This is a genomic window from Crateriforma spongiae, from assembly GCF_012290005.1.
GTDB classification, from domain to species: domain Bacteria; phylum Planctomycetota; class Planctomycetia; order Pirellulales; family Pirellulaceae; genus Crateriforma; species Crateriforma spongiae.
The window spans coordinates 674627-688591 of the sequence record NZ_JAAXMS010000001.1; the positions used below are offsets into that span (position 1 = coordinate 674627).

General features: G+C 57.5%; 12 protein-coding genes. 5 read left to right on the forward strand and 7 right to left on the reverse strand.

What is annotated here, in order from left to right; genetic code table 11:
• Window positions 1-8: 8 nt before the first annotated feature.
• From HFP54_RS02515 to wecB, 7 genes are all read right to left on the reverse strand, one after another.
• Window positions 9-1529 carry a carboxypeptidase M32 gene (locus HFP54_RS02515; protein ID WP_168563934.1) on the reverse strand — a complete coding sequence of 507 codons (1521 nt, stop codon included), beginning with the start codon at window positions 1527-1529 and terminating at the stop codon, window positions 9-11.
• 174 nt (window positions 1530-1703) lie between these two features.
• A complete protein-coding gene (locus tag HFP54_RS02520) occupies window positions 1704-2381 on the reverse strand; it encodes a hypothetical protein (protein WP_168563935.1) in 678 nt (225 codons plus the stop codon).
• A gap of 52 nt (window positions 2382-2433) precedes the next feature.
• On the reverse strand, window positions 2434-3117 hold the full coding sequence (locus HFP54_RS02525; protein WP_168563936.1) for an ATP-binding protein: 684 nt from the start codon (window positions 3115-3117) through the stop codon (window positions 2434-2436).
• On the reverse strand, window positions 3114-3674 hold the full coding sequence (locus HFP54_RS02530) for a hypothetical protein (protein WP_146412251.1): 561 nt from the start codon (window positions 3672-3674) through the stop codon (window positions 3114-3116). The genes HFP54_RS02525 and HFP54_RS02530 overlap by 4 nt, the downstream gene beginning before the upstream one ends.
• Window positions 3671-4774 carry a hypothetical protein gene (locus HFP54_RS02535; protein ID WP_145301077.1) on the reverse strand — a complete coding sequence of 368 codons (1104 nt, stop codon included), beginning with the start codon at window positions 4772-4774 and terminating at the stop codon, window positions 3671-3673. Before HFP54_RS02535 ends, HFP54_RS02530 begins: the two co-directional genes overlap by 4 nt.
• A 46-nt stretch (window positions 4775-4820) precedes the next feature.
• Window positions 4821-5093 carry a DNA-directed RNA polymerase subunit alpha C-terminal domain-containing protein gene (locus HFP54_RS02540; RefSeq protein WP_145301074.1) on the reverse strand — a complete coding sequence of 91 codons (273 nt, stop codon included), beginning with the start codon at window positions 5091-5093 and terminating at the stop codon, window positions 4821-4823.
• Window positions 5094-5331: 238 nt separating this feature from the next.
• Entirely contained in the window at window positions 5332-6459 is a 1128-nt protein-coding gene (wecB, locus tag HFP54_RS02545) for a non-hydrolyzing UDP-N-acetylglucosamine 2-epimerase (protein ID WP_168564179.1), read from the reverse strand.
• A 682-nt stretch (window positions 6460-7141) separates the two neighbouring features.
• Here wecB and HFP54_RS02550 point away from each other — a divergent pair.
• The 5 genes from HFP54_RS02550 to HFP54_RS02570 all read left to right on the forward strand — a co-directional run bounded on the left by HFP54_RS02550 (window position 7142) and on the right by HFP54_RS02570 (window position 13957).
• A complete protein-coding gene (locus tag HFP54_RS02550; RefSeq protein WP_168563937.1) occupies window positions 7142-8758 on the forward strand; it encodes a hypothetical protein in 1617 nt (538 codons plus the stop codon).
• A gap of 59 nt (window positions 8759-8817) precedes the next feature.
• Window positions 8818-9960 (forward strand): hypothetical protein, encoded by a 1143-nt coding sequence (locus HFP54_RS02555; protein ID WP_235951197.1) that lies wholly within the window; start codon window positions 8818-8820, stop codon window positions 9958-9960.
• On the forward strand, window positions 9957-11564 hold the full coding sequence (locus tag HFP54_RS02560; protein WP_168563938.1) for a glycosyltransferase family protein: 1608 nt from the start codon (window positions 9957-9959) through the stop codon (window positions 11562-11564). Before HFP54_RS02555 ends, HFP54_RS02560 begins: the two co-directional genes overlap by 4 nt.
• Window positions 11561-12487: an HAD family hydrolase gene (locus tag HFP54_RS02565; protein WP_168563939.1), complete on the forward strand. Its 927-nt coding sequence runs from the start codon at window positions 11561-11563 to the stop codon at window positions 12485-12487. Before HFP54_RS02560 ends, HFP54_RS02565 begins: the two co-directional genes overlap by 4 nt.
• 204 nt (window positions 12488-12691) lie before the next feature.
• Window positions 12692-13957 carry a glycosyltransferase family 4 protein gene (locus HFP54_RS02570; RefSeq protein WP_168563940.1) on the forward strand — a complete coding sequence of 422 codons (1266 nt, stop codon included), beginning with the start codon at window positions 12692-12694 and terminating at the stop codon, window positions 13955-13957.
• Window positions 13958-13965: the final 8 nt, after the last annotated feature.

Sequence of the window (13965 nt, forward strand, 5' to 3'; positions counted from 1 at the left end):
TTGGAGGATCAGATTTGGTACAGCGAAGACAGCTTGCCCTTGAGGTAGCTGATCAGTGGCGCCGCCGACAAATCGTTGCCGGTCACTTTCTGCACCAGTTGGGTCGTCCGGAAACACTTGCCCGGTTCGTGAACGTTCTTCCGCAACCAATGGCGAAGTGGTCCAAATTCACCGGTGGCGATCTGGTGTTCCAGATCCGGCATTGCCGCTTGAACGGTCGCAAACAATTGCGCGGCGATCAGATTTCCCAGGGTGTAGGTCGGAAAATATCCGAATAACCCTGCGCTCCAGTGCACATCTTGCAGAACGCCATCGGCATCGGAATTCGGGCGGATTCCCAGGTCCGATTCGTATCTCGCATTCCAGGCTTCGGGCAACTGATCCACCGACAAGTCGCCCGCGATCAACTGACGTTCCAGGTCAAAGCGGATGATGATGTGCAGGTTGTAAGTGGCTTCGTCGGCTTCGACGCGAATCAGGCTGGGGCCGACCGCGTTGGTCGCAAAGTAAAACTCGTCCGCCGACACGCCTTCCAAGCTGGAATCCAGCATTTCGGTAGCCTGCGGCAACAACCACTGCCAAAACGCACGGCTGCGGCCGACTTGGTTTTCCCACAGACGCGATTGCGATTCGTGCACGCTGAGCGAAGCGTACGATCCAGGCGGCAGACCGAACCAATCGGCACGCAAACCCTGTTCATAGATTCCGTGCCCCGCCTCGTGCATCGACCCGTACAGGCCACCGGGTAACCACGTCGATTCGTAGCGTGTCAGGATGCGGATATCGTCCGGCCCCAGTGTGGTGCAAAACGGGTGCGAAGTTTCGTCCAACCGGCCACGTGAGAAATCAAACCCGATCGATTCGCAGACCCGATGGCTGAACGCACGTTGCCGATCCAAATCAAAGGGTCCGCGAACGCATTGAAGATCAGGTTGGTTCGGCGAACGACCGATCGCCTCGATCATCGGTACAAGTTCGGATCGCAGTTGTTGAAAGACTTCCGCCAACTTCGCTTCGCGACCGCCGGGTTCGAACTCGTCCAACAGGCTTTCGTACAGCGTCGCATCGCTGCCCTCGCGATACCGATCGGCCTGTTCCTTTTTCAGTGCAAGGATTTCTGCCAGCGCAGGTTTGAACTGTCGATAGTCGTCCGCCTTGCGAGCGGCATCCCACGACTGTTGGCCACGAACGGTGGCAAGCGAAAGTCGCTGCACCAAGTCTTCGGACAGTTTGCTGTCGCGGCGAAAGTCCACATGCAGTTCACGAATGGTTGCCGCGTGATCACCGTGTGGCGGAAATTCGGCCGCCTGTTCGGACAATGTCGCTAGCTGTTCGCCGTACTTCGCATCGGTTCTTAAACGATGCACCTGAGCACGAAGTGTGGAAACCTGCTGGGCGCGATACTCGCCGGCGGCCGAAGGCATGCCGGTACGTTCATCCCATTCCAATGTGTCGGCGATGGTCTGCAGCATCGCCGCCTTTCGCGCGTGGTCACATACGTCGGCAAAGATGCGGTCGTCGATCGACATCGTTTCGGTTTTGGTTACAGGGACACTAGGAACACAAGCAAAGCCAAACGTGGGCGGATCAGGGGCGGGATTCACCCTGTTTGCCCGCCCCACGGCAAACATCGAAAGGCAACGATCAATTCTAAGTCGTCCGGAACGGCTGACCAAACCGTTCGCAACGACCAAAGGATTGGTTTACGGATCTAGTTCGTCCAGTTCATCCAGCAATCGATCTAAGGCTTGGTGGCTATCTGGGTTTGTTGCCGGTTTCGTCGCCCGTTGGTTTTCGGCCCTTATCGGATCGGCAAGCGATGCCGCGTCTGAATTGTTGGACGATTCACCCACCCCCGGGTTTGCGCGGGGCGACGTTGGTCGTCGGTCGCTATTCTCTCGGATTCCGCCCTTCGTTCCCACCGGATCAACGTTTGTTTTCTGCGGCGCCGCCGTTGTGCCCAACAGCTGAAAAGTGCGAACCTGTCGCGACTCTTGGATTCGATGAATAGCGTCGACCACATCGACCGCCGTTTCAAATTGCCCCAGATCGAACAGAAACAGGCACTTGGATCCCCCTCGTGGCGGCGGAGCGACCACATCGTTTTCGTGACGGGTTCGGGCATGGTCCTGGCACACTTGCCGGAGCGCATCGGCGGATTGTTCGATGGGAACCCAGTCCAAAACCGCGACGTCATTCTGAAGATTTTCCAGGGTCAGATGATCCGTCGATCCTGGTTCCCAGTGTTGGGGGCTTCGGACCAGCATCAGATCGACGCCTGGAACCGCGATCAGTTGTCCCACGATCTCGTCGATCATCGAGCCCGCCGCCGATGTCGGTGGCGGTGTTTGGATCAGCAAGACGTTCAATCGGACGGCCATGGGAATGCCCCTGCCCCTTCGGAACATGGAGTGAATTTTGTGCCGGTGCAGGCTAGCGAACCGCCGCGGTCCGGTCCTGAGTTTCAAAGTCTGCCACCAAGTCGTACAGCTCAAACCATAACGCGCGAAGGTCGGTCGTCGTATGAAGGTCGCGTGACGAAAGGTTGTTCAAAACCTTCTTGCGCAAACTCGAATCAGCATCCGCCAGCAACTGATCGCACAATCGATGGATCAATTCCGAATTCAAACGGGTGGCAAAAAAGTGGTCCCACCCCAGGATGCGTCGATGGCTGGTGGCCAAACAGCGTGTTCCGGATCGACGTAGGTACCTGGTCAGCAACCAACCGTTCAATCGGCCGAGTTGCTCAATACCATCGATCACCAACCAGGGATCCCGATGACGGTGATGGTTGGCCTTGCCCATCGACCGGCGCAGCAGATTCTGATTTTCACCCGGGCTCAGATCCGATGAAAGTGTCACCCAGATTTCTGTGCCCCAGTACTGTCTGATCCGGGGGACCAACTGGTGCAGCAGGGTCGTTTTGCCAGACCCGTGCGGACCGACGATCAACTTGGGTCCGGTCGGTTTGGGCCCCGTGTCAGGGGTGATGATCCGACGAACCAGATCGTCTTGCTGAATTTCCGGATCGACAAACTGATAGGGAATCGCGCCCGGTTTGACGCGTCGGACTCGAAACGGATTGTCGCTGGGAAAGACCGGCGACATTTCGGTCATGACCGATCGACGAATCGCCGAAAAGTGCGGGGACGTTTCAGGCGTCGAAAGATCACCGTTTCCTCGCCCGACTTTTCCGCAGGCGTTGTTTCCGTCGATGCGTCCGCCAGGTTCCGTCGACCGGCCGGGGAAACGTCTTTGCCGTTTCCAGTCGTCTTTTCCAGGCCCGGCGCCGCGATGGGCCCGTCGGGCGATGTGTCAGCGACGACGAAGAAATGTTGTTCGGTGACGATTTCTTTCCCACCGTTCATGAACAACCGGACACGCAAGCACCATCGGATCGACAGAAGCCGTCCGTGGTAGCTGAGCGGTGTCGCCGGCAAGCGGCAATCGAGTGCTTGGGGCGATCCCAAATCCATCGCGGATAGTTCGGCGGTGTCGATGCGATGGAAATGATGGACCTGCAGATCTTCGTCGCCTTTGCCATCGGTGTGCCACAGAACGGACACTTCGATGCACCGGATGCGATCGGGTTGGACTCGCGATACACGCCAAGACGCACGCAGCAACCCACCGGCGTTGTACCGGCCGTCTTCACGACACAAAGTGACGTTCAACGCGGGTTGCGTCTCATGGACAAGCCCGGTGGATGAACGACGACGGGGAAACTGCGGCAGAACGATGGCCAAGGACGTGATTCTCCGGAAACGACTAATCGCCAGCGTATGGCGTTGTGGTTGCCCACGAACGAATGCATGACGTCGGGGGGCAGGTCCAAGTTGAATTGTTGCTGCCAGGGTGTGTGCGGGTCAACTCGGACGTTGTGTTCTTTCGCCAGATCTTGGTGAAATGCGTCGTAACGTTCGACACGAACGTCCGTGCCCTGATGAAAGAACGCTTCTTCCTGACAGGTCAGGTAAACCCTGAGGTTTTTGAGGCGTAACCGGCCCATTTGCGACACGTGGACGCGATATTGATTGCCGGGAACCAGCGGGTGATCGCTGATTTCAACAATCGTGGGGCCCACACCGGCCTGGCGTCGCAATTGGGCGACGAAGTGCCGAAACATTCGGACGCCCAGAAAACCGGTCGGGATCAACAATCCCGCCAGAACCCAACGCGGACGCGAAAACCAAAATCCGCTCAGCACCACTGATAAAAGAGTGAACCAAGCGGCATTCCACAGCATGGTCAGTGCGGCGGTGCCGACGATGCCGGTTTCCTGGGTCGATGCGCCCAGGCGATACGTTTGACGTTCCCCCGGACTTTCGGTCAGCCGTTTGCCTTGGGGAACGCCCGGCAACTTGACCGTTTGATCGGCCGTTGGACCGATCAATTCGATCTGTTTGGCGCGGGCCCGGATGGCCGAACGACGCTCGTTGCTGGCACCGATCTGCGAGATTCGATACAGAAGTCCCGCAATACCGGTCAGGATCGCGACGGCCGAAAGAATGCCCAGGATCCAAGTGCCCAGGCCGCTGGAGGTGATCTCCGGCGATACCTCGGGCAACGGAATCGGCGCCTGGCGGATGACGGCAACCCGACTGGCGATGATCAGCGACAGCCCGAACACGCCCAGCAAAAACAACCCGGCGTAGAACAGGGCTTCACCGACGATGCCACGGAATGTCTGTCCCAGCACGCGGCTGCCACGCTTCTTGATCCAAGGACGCAGAAGGGCGGGACCGAAATCACGCGAACGGGACGAACGCGGCATGCTCGTGGCTCAGCGGGGCTGATTCTTGATCAATGGGTGAATGGAATCAGCGGGGCTGATCCGGGCGATGGCCGGATCGGTAAAAGCCCAGGTCTTCCAGAGCACCGTAAACTTCTTCCAGCGTTTTTTCGCCGAAATTGCTGATGCTAAGCAGACGCTTGGGCGTCGCGTTGAGCAGATCGCGGACGGTCAAAATGCCGGTTTCTTCCAGACAGTTGGTCGTCCGAACCGTCAACTTCATCTCCGCGATACTCAGATCCATCCGCTCACGACGCAGTCGGGCCTGTTCGTCCGCTTGGCTCAGTGGAATGCGGGTCATCGCAAACTCCCTTTTGATGTGATCGATGATCGTCACCGGCGTGGGCCGGCCAAATTCAATTGACCGATATCACCAACCCGGCTGACTACCTAATTCCATGGCGGGGAAAGATAGCCGATCCTGCGAAATCTGGCAAACATCGACGCCGAATTGTCGCCATCGGGGCAGGAACCCGGTGTGCCGGTTCGCCGTTCGACTGGACAAGAGAGCCATCCGGAAACCCGCCCCTTGCCGGCGTTTAGGAAAACACTTCCGCCATCCAGTCGGCGATCTGGACCGACGACGTGCCGTCACCGTAGGGATTGTCGCGAATATTGGCTGCATCGGTTGATCCGCCCGCGGCCCGACCGGATTGCAGCGACTGCGAGACACTGTCGACGATCTTTTGCCGGTCGGTACCGACCAAGTGTGCCAATCCGGCGTCGACCGCTTCAGGCCGCTCGGTTTTTTCGCGAGTGACGAAGACGTCACATCCCAGCGACGGCGCTTCTTCCTGCACACCACCCGAATCGGTCAGCACCACGCGGGCACGGTCCATCAGCCAGACAAATTCGCGGTAGTCCGCCGGTGGCACCAAGTGGATGTTGTCATGTCCGTCCAGACGCTGATGGACCGGGCCTTTGACGTTGGGGTTCAGGTGCACCGGATAAATGAATTGGGCCTGGGGATGGCGATCGGACAGTTCGGCAATGGCGTCACACATGTCCGCCAATCCCTGCCCAAAGTTCTCGCGGCGATGGCCGGTAATTAGGACGACGTCGTCGGCCATCGCGAAAGGATACTTTTGCGACCAAGTTTCGGAGTTCGCGCGTTCGCGGCCAACCGCCCACATTAGCGCGTCGATCACGGTGTTGCCCGTCACACGAATCTTTGATTCATCGATGCCTTCGCGTCGTAATGCATTGGCCGCGCCTTCGGTGGGGGCACAGTGCAGCTGAGTGACGATGGCCGCGACGCGACGATTGAATTCTTCCGGCCAAGGCGCCCAAAGATCTCCGGTGCGAAGACCTGCTTCGACATGCACCACCGGAATCTTCTGATAAAAGGCGGCAACCGACGCGGTCATCACGGTGGTGGTGTCGCCTTGCACCACGACGCAGTCCGGCTTGGCTCTGACCAACGCATCGGTGACCGCCTGCATGCATGAAGCGGTCAATTCAGCCAACGTTTGACCGTGCTTCATCAGACGCAAATCAACGTCCGGCCGGATTTCAAAATACCCAAGAACTTGTTCCAGCATTTCGCGGTGTTGACCGGTGCTGCAAACGATCGGATCAAAGTCGTCGCTGCGTTCCAGGCAATGACGGATCAGCGGGGCTAGTTTAACGGCTTCGGGACGAGTTCCCAGCACGATGAAGGGGCGTATCACGGTTGCTTGCTTACCTTTTCACTTGGCAATTTCGTTTTTCGTTTTCAAAGACGCTTTGACCAAAACCGTGGGCATCGCTGGCCGGACGGTTCGCCCCAGGCAGCTTGGTTTTCCGGCGTCGCAGGACGTCCAGGATGATAGTCCGAAAGCGGTGCGTCATTTCAGTACGCGTCCAAATGTCGTCTCCGGCGCACGTGTTGTCTCCGGCGGAAGGCGGCGTGACGCTGTCTTATCGGAACCACGCCGGAGACTGGCTTTGTTGGTGAAACCGACTTTCCGGTTTGTAACGCTTTTGCCGGGAAACAGGCGGCCGTCTTGAACGGTTCGGGCGTCCGGGCGGTGTGGTGAAAAGGCAACGACTGTGGCGTGGACTAAACAGACCGGGCGGTTTGGCGAAGATTCCGGGGCCTGGGGGCACAGAAAGCGTCGTTTTTCCACAGATTTTTCACCAAATTGCTAAAGGCTTGCGTAGTCTTGATTTGTCGGGATACCGGCGTGTGGCGGGTCTTTTCCCCACCCCGCGTCGCGCGAATGATTTCGACAACGTGACTGCCGTCGCCGGTTGGTCACGTCCATCGCCGCTGTTGGCGGCCGTTCCCGAGTCGAAAGGCCACCACCGGCTGCTTCGCTCCTTCGGAACGCCAGTTTCACAACATCGATCGACCGACCCAACACCACCATGTTTGACCGATCCATTCGCCGTCTGGCCGCTAGTGTTTTGTGCGGGACCGTTTCGCTGTCCCAAGTCGGTGGTTTTGCGCTGGCACAAGACGCCTGTTGTTTCGAACCTGCCTATCGACTGCAGTGCGAAACCGTGGTCCAGAAAGTACCCCAAACGCGGTACCGTCTTTCGACCAAGACCGACTATGTCGAAGAGACTCAGCTGTCCTATCGACCGGTGTTGAAGTACCGCCAAGAGGAACGCGAATACCGTGTCGCCAAGCCGGTCACCGAAACCCGGTATGTCGAAGAAACCTATTCGGTGCTCAAGCCCGTCACCGAAACGTCGTATCGCGACGAAGAAGTGACACGGACACGATACGTCGATGAAACGTCCGAACGTGAAGAATCGGTGACTCAGTATCAGCCGGTTACCGAGACAAAGTACTACCAAAAACAGTACACGGTCCAGCGCCCGGTCACCGAAACCCAGATGCGCGAACAGCAATACACTGTTCAGCGTCCGGTCACCGAAACGATCATGCAGACGCAGCAGTACACGTCGATGCGACCGGTCACCACGGTTCAAAACCAAGTGGTCGACGCCGGTGGCTACGTCGCCCAACAAGTCGTGACTCCGGGACAACTGCAATACGGTGTCGGTTGGCAGCGTAATGCCTATGCCGTCCCCGGTCCGCTGGGAATCTTCTCCCTGAATCGGGGTGCACCGGTATTGGTTCCTCAGGTGACGCCCCCGACCGTGCAAACACAGATGGCATACCGTCCAAACTACGTGAATCAACAAGTCGCTCGGACGACATACGTGCCGGAAGTCCAACAGGTCCAAACGCCTGTTCAAGTCCAACGAATGCAAACCGAAGTCGTTCGGCAACAAATTCCGGTGCAGGTTCAACGTATGGAAAGCGAAGTCGTCACGGAAAACGTGCCCGTGCAAACGACTCGTATGGTGCCCGTTCAGCTGACCCGCAAAGTTCCCGTGACGGTTCGGCGTCCGGTGACCGAAACGCTGACTCGACGGGTACCGGTCACCAGCCAACGTTGGGTTCGTGAGGAAAAGGTTCGTAAGGTGCCGGTCCAGACGACACGCATGGTTTACGAGACGAAGAAGGAAGTCGTGAACGTGCCGTACTACGAACAAGAGGCCGTTGAACGCAAAGTCATGCGTCCCGTGACACGTCAGGAATACGTCCCCTACACCGTCATGGTGGACATGCCACAAACGGTCGTGCAGCGAACTCCGCTCAGCTACATCGATCCGTTCAGCCCGGCGATCAGCCAAGGCTACAGTTCGTTCAGCGTTCCGGTTTCCGGATCAACAATTTATGAATCTCCGATCGTCACCGGATCCACGGTCGTTCAGCCGTCGGAGGTCGTCGAAAGCCGATCACCGGCCAAAGAGGATGACGAGGACGCGGAAATGACCGAAGATGCACAAACCGAGTTAGAAGGCGTGCGCCGGGATTATTCCGATGATGACAACGCCGACGCCGATGATTTGCAAGAGCTGCCGCAACCGCAATTGAATGGCGACGATGTGCAATTGAATCCCGCCACCGAAGCGACCACCACTGGTTTTCGCGTGACTTGGAGTCCGATGGTCGATCGGGAAGCCTGATCGAAGACGGGCCCCCCCTCACATAAATAAATCCAGCGAGCAACCGCGGATGCACCGATGTGTATCCGCGGTTTTTTGCGTTCCATCGCGCCTCCATGGGACCGGCCGATGCGGCGAAGCCGTCGCTATCACAAAGCCGCCCGGCGGTCGTCTATCATGATTGCGGATTTGTTTCGCTGGTTCATCAAGAAGTCGCTGCTGGTGGCTTCGGTAACGGCTTGGTCATGGCACATCAACAAAACGACCGTTCGGGTTTCCGTCGATCGGCCAATGGGCTGCGACGCAGCTTGATCACGGCATTGTCAATTTTGCCGTTCCGATCATGGGCGGACGACACCCCAAGCGTGAAGGCCGACGCGGCAGCCTTGGAGGAAAACGAAAAACAAATCCTGGTGGTGGTCGGACCCAGCACGCATCCGCCGGGAACTCATGAGGTGGCGGCGGGCGGACGGTTGGTCGCACACTGTATGATGCACCCGCTCAATGCACCGCCCATTCGTGCCACCGTTGTGGATCATTGGCCGGATGCCCAGACGCAATCCAAGGCTGATTCCGTTGTCTTCATCGGCGACATGTTTCCGCCGACCAAGTTTGCCAACACCGAATCCATTCTGGATGAATTGTCAGGCATGATGGATCGCGGCTGTGGAATCGTGTGCCTGCACTATGCGACCGGTTTGGAGGCCAAGGATGTCGGTCCGGATGGTCAGCATCCATTGTTGCAGTGGATGGGGGGCTATTTCGCAACACGCTGTGATCATCGCCGATCGGTCGCGCGAATCTTTGACGCGGCGACCATCGAAAAGGCGTCGGCGGATCATCCGGTGGGGGCCGGATGGGAACCGTTCACGTTGCATGACGAACCGTACATCAACAATTATTTTGGCCCCGAAGCCAATCGCATGTTGCCGGGGGCGATCCCACTGGCGACTTCGATGTTGCCGCCGGAGGCTCCGGAACGTCAGGTCGTCGCTTGGGGAATCGATCGAACCGACGGTGGACGCGGTTTCGGTATCGTCATGCCCCACTATTATCGCAATTGGGCCAACGATCCGCTAAGAACATTGATCTGTAACGGGATTGCTTGGTCGACAGGTGCCGATGTGCCAAAGGACGGTTTCAAAACGGAAACCCCCGACTTGAGACAGTTTGATCCGGATTCGATCGAACCCCAGGCTAGAAAGAAGGCGAAAACGCGTTGAACGATGATTGGAATGTGGTCATTTTGCACTGTCACTTTGAACGTGGCGGTGTCACCCAAGTCGTATGCAATCACATTCGCGCGCTTTGTTCGTTAAGCCCTGCTCCGTCGATTCATTTGGTGGCCGAAGATCGGATCTCGGGCTTGGATGACTTCGCCAAGGCGACATGTCGGATCCATCAGGTCGATGGATTTGACTATGACGACCAAGTGGTTTCGCCGTCAAACCTGCCGGCCAAGGTCGACGCATTGGTCGCGTCGTTGAAGCAGATGTTGCGAGATGCCGGATTGTCGCCCGACAACACCGTGCTGCATTGGCATAACCACAGCTTGGGCAAAAATGTTGCCGCCCCCGATGTGATTTCAAAACTGGCGGGCGAAGGTTGGCGGTTCTTGTTGCAAATACATGATTTTGCCGAAGACTGTCGACCAGGCAATGTTCGACGCTTGATCACGTCCATGGAGTTGGAATCACCGAGGCATTGGGGCGACCGAATCTATCCCAGTGGTCCAAGAATTCACTATGCGTCTTTGACCGGGGGCGATGCCAGTGTCCTGCGGCAAATCGGCATCGACACCGATCGCGTTCACACGTTGCCCAACAGTGTGCGGTTGGATGATGATTCCAAACAGGACGTATCCGGTCGCAGTGATCCAGACGCGATTCAAAAGGTCCGCGGCGCGATGCGTCTGCCCAGTGATGCGGAATGGACGTTGTATCCGGTGCGAGGCATACGGCGAAAGAACGTCGGCGAGTGGTTGTTACTGTCACGCTGGGTGCCGGCGAATCACTACGCCGGGATCACCTTAAGTCCGGCAACACCGATCGAGGCGGAGTCGTATCGTCGTTGGCGTACGTTGGGCCGTCAGGTTGCGCCCCGGGCGATTTTCGACGCCGGACTGTCGGATCAGATTTCATTCACCGACAATCTGCGTGCCAGTCGTTTCGTGTTATCCACCAGCGTGGCTGAAGGATTCGGGATGGTCTACCTGGAACCGTGGTTGGCCGGACGCCGTGTGTTGGCGCGGCGTATCGATGGCGTGGTCGATGACTTTCGAGATGCCGGTGTGGATCTTTCCGGTGGGTACGACGCGATTCCCGTTCCATTGGATGCACCGGAGCACGCCAAGGCATTGCAGCAGTATCAAATGGCGGTCGATCAGGCCTACGCCGGTTTGCCCCCGCCGTTTGTGGACGAAGCGGTCGCGGCGGCGGAAGTTCACTTGCATCCATGGAAAAAGTCTCAGACGTTGGACTTTGCGATGTTGACGCCGCAGCATCAAATTTCCATCCTTCGGCAGTGTTCCGAGGACGTCGGCTTCGAAGCCGCGTGCAAGGAAGGCTCGGCACCATTGCTGGAAGCGATGAAAGAATCAAACTCCGGCCCGAATGAAGATCAGATTCGACATAACGGCGAAGTCATTCGCATTCGCTTCGGATTGTCCGCCCAGGCCGATCGTTTGCTTCACGCGTATCGCAGTGTGTTGTCAATCGATGACCCGCCATCGCTGGAACACCCCGCTTCGGCATCCCTGGCGTTTGGCCGTATCGTTCAGTCCCATCGTTTCTTTCCCTGTCGTACCGAAGATCCCATCGCCGGATGAATCATAGCAACGAAACGCTGTCTGCCGTCGTCCAGCACCAGGTCCCCATGGATCCGCTGCCGACGTCGGTCCGGCCGTCGCTGAAGCCGCTGCGGTCGATCCGTGCCGTCATCTTCGATGTCTATGGAACACTGTTGATCAGTGGCAGTGGTGAAGTCGGTGCCGCCGTCGATCCGCCCACCGTCGATGATCCCGCATCTGATGCAGGCGTTGGCGAACGGCTGGATCCGGTTCGGCGTGCCATTGGTGCGGTTTGTGGCGTCGATGTTCCGGTGGTTTCCAAGCAGGGTTTGATCGAAACGATCGTCCATGAAAACGATGCGCACCGGGGGGCCGAGCGTCCGAACCCCGAAGTCGAAATCTTGGACATCTGGGACAAGTTTTTGAACCGCCAAGAAATTCGTTCCCTTTGCGGGGTTTCGCATTGGGATGCCCGTGTGGTGTCGGAAGTTGCGGCACGTTACGAGTCGATCGCGAACCCGACATGGCCGATGCCGTCGGCCGCGAAGGTGATTACGGAGCTCCGGAACCGGGATTTTCGCTTAGGAATCGTCAGCAATGCCCAGGTTTTCACGATCGACTTGGTGCAGGCCCTTTCCGACGCTGCGTTGGCCGATGGCCCCTTCGATCTTGATCTGTGCGTGTTTTCAAACCGTTTTCGGCAATCCAAGCCGGGGCCCCGACTGTTCGATGTGCTGGTTCGCGCGATGGAAAAAGCCGGGATCGCACCGGAGCAAGCGGTCTACGTCGGCAATGACATGCTGAACGACGTTTGGGCGGCCGGCAACGCGGGACTGAAAACGGCCTGGTATGCGGGTGATCGTCGTAGCTTGCGTGATCGCGCCAACGATCCGCGTTGTCGTGACAAAATCCCCGATCTCGTAGTGACCGAATTGACGCAGTTGTTAGATTGTCTTGGCTAGACGGTCGGAGCACCGAACGACGCTGTAGGAATCTGGCGGATCCTGACGGCCGAATTCAACCGAGGAGCCTTTGCGACCAAGGTGTCGGTGAGGGCAACGCCGAAAATTCGCACCATCGTCAGTCGGCGGATACCAGCAAAACGACCGCGATCATCGGGTCAAACGCCAAGAAACTTCGCGACCACAGACTCAGATTTAGCAACCATGGGCGTTCAGATCGGATTTGTCGGAACCCGGTTCAGTGGAACAGACGGGGTTTCTTTGGAAAGTGCCAAATGGGCACAAGTGCTGTGGGACCATCGCCACGTCAGCTATTGGTACTCGGGCCTAAGCGATCGGGACAAAGACAGTTCCATGGTCGTCCCGCATGCCTATTTTGGACATCCCGACATTCAATGGATCAACCGTCGTGCCTTTGGGACACGAACCCGAACCCCTGATGTGACCCAACGCATTTACACGTTGGCGGATTATTTGAAGGGGACGCTGTACGAGTTCACTCGGCGATACAACCTGGATTTGTTGATCGTACAGAACGCGTTGACCATCCCGATGAACATCCCGTTGGGCGTCGCGTTGACGAACTTCATCGCCGAAACCGGGTTTCCGACGATCGCCCACCACCATGATTTTTATTGGGAACGGGACCGCTTCAGCGTCAGTGCGGTGACCGACATGTTGTGGATGGCGTTTCCACCCGCCCTGCCCCAGATTCAAAACGTCACGATCAACTCATTCGCCCAGGAAGACCTTTCGCACCGCCGAGGTGTTTCGTCGACGCTGGTTCCCAACGTCTTGGATTTCGACACCGAGCCGCCCGAGCCCGACGAATACGTTCGCGATTTTCGGCGTGACATCGGCTTGGACGATGACGACATCCTGTTCCTGCAACCCACTCGAGTCGTCCCGCGAAAGGGGATCGAGCATTCCATCGCTCTGGTTGCCGCCCTGCGAAATGACAAGTGCAAACTGGTCATCAGCCACGCCAGTGGCGATGAAGGCAACGAATATTTGGCCGCGTTGATGGAACTGGCCGAATCAAGCGGCGTCGACTTGCGTTTGGCCGATGAACACGTTGGCGATAAACGTGGGCTGACCGAAGACGGACGCAAAGTCTACACGTTGGCCGATGCGTATTCCCAAGCCGACTTCATCACCTACCCCAGCATTTACGAGGGTTTCGGCAACGCCTTGCTGGAAGCGTTTTACTATCGGAAACCCGTGTTGGTGAACCGGTATTCGATTTTTGTGGCTGATATCGAGCCCAAAGGCGCAAAGGTCATCGCCATGGACGGATACCTGACGCAGGACGTGGTATCAAAGGTCGAACGCGTGATTCGTGATCAACGTTTCCGCGAAGAAATGGTCGATTTCAATTACGAAATCGGAAAAGCGTTCTTCAGTTACAGCGTATTGCGACGAAAGTTGCGCGCTTTGGTGACCAACTTTACCGGACAGGACAACCTTTGACCGACCCG

Bases quoted from the DNA above. Each gene is read 5' to 3' on its own strand.
- HFP54_RS02525 (WP_168563936.1), bottom strand. From the start codon at position 3,117: ATGACCGAAATGTCGCCGGTCTTTCCCAGCGACAATCCGTTTCGAGTC.
- HFP54_RS02570 (WP_168563940.1), top strand. From the start codon at position 12,692: ATGGGCGTTCAGATCGGATTTGTCGGAACCCGGTTCAGTGGAACAGAC.
- HFP54_RS02550 (WP_168563937.1), top strand. From the start codon at position 7,142: ATGTTTGACCGATCCATTCGCCGTCTGGCCGCTAGTGTTTTGTGCGGG.
- HFP54_RS02540 (WP_145301074.1), bottom strand. From the start codon at position 5,093: ATGACCCGCATTCCACTGAGCCAAGCGGACGAACAGGCCCGACTGCGT.
- HFP54_RS02520 (WP_168563935.1), bottom strand. From the start codon at position 2,381: ATGGCCGTCCGATTGAACGTCTTGCTGATCCAAACACCGCCACCGACA.
- HFP54_RS02515 (WP_168563934.1), bottom strand. From the start codon at position 1,529: ATGTCGATCGACGACCGCATCTTTGCCGACGTATGTGACCACGCGCGA.
- HFP54_RS02565 (WP_168563939.1), top strand. From the start codon at position 11,561: ATGAATCATAGCAACGAAACGCTGTCTGCCGTCGTCCAGCACCAGGTC.
- HFP54_RS02535 (WP_145301077.1), bottom strand. From the start codon at position 4,774: ATGCCGCGTTCGTCCCGTTCGCGTGATTTCGGTCCCGCCCTTCTGCGT.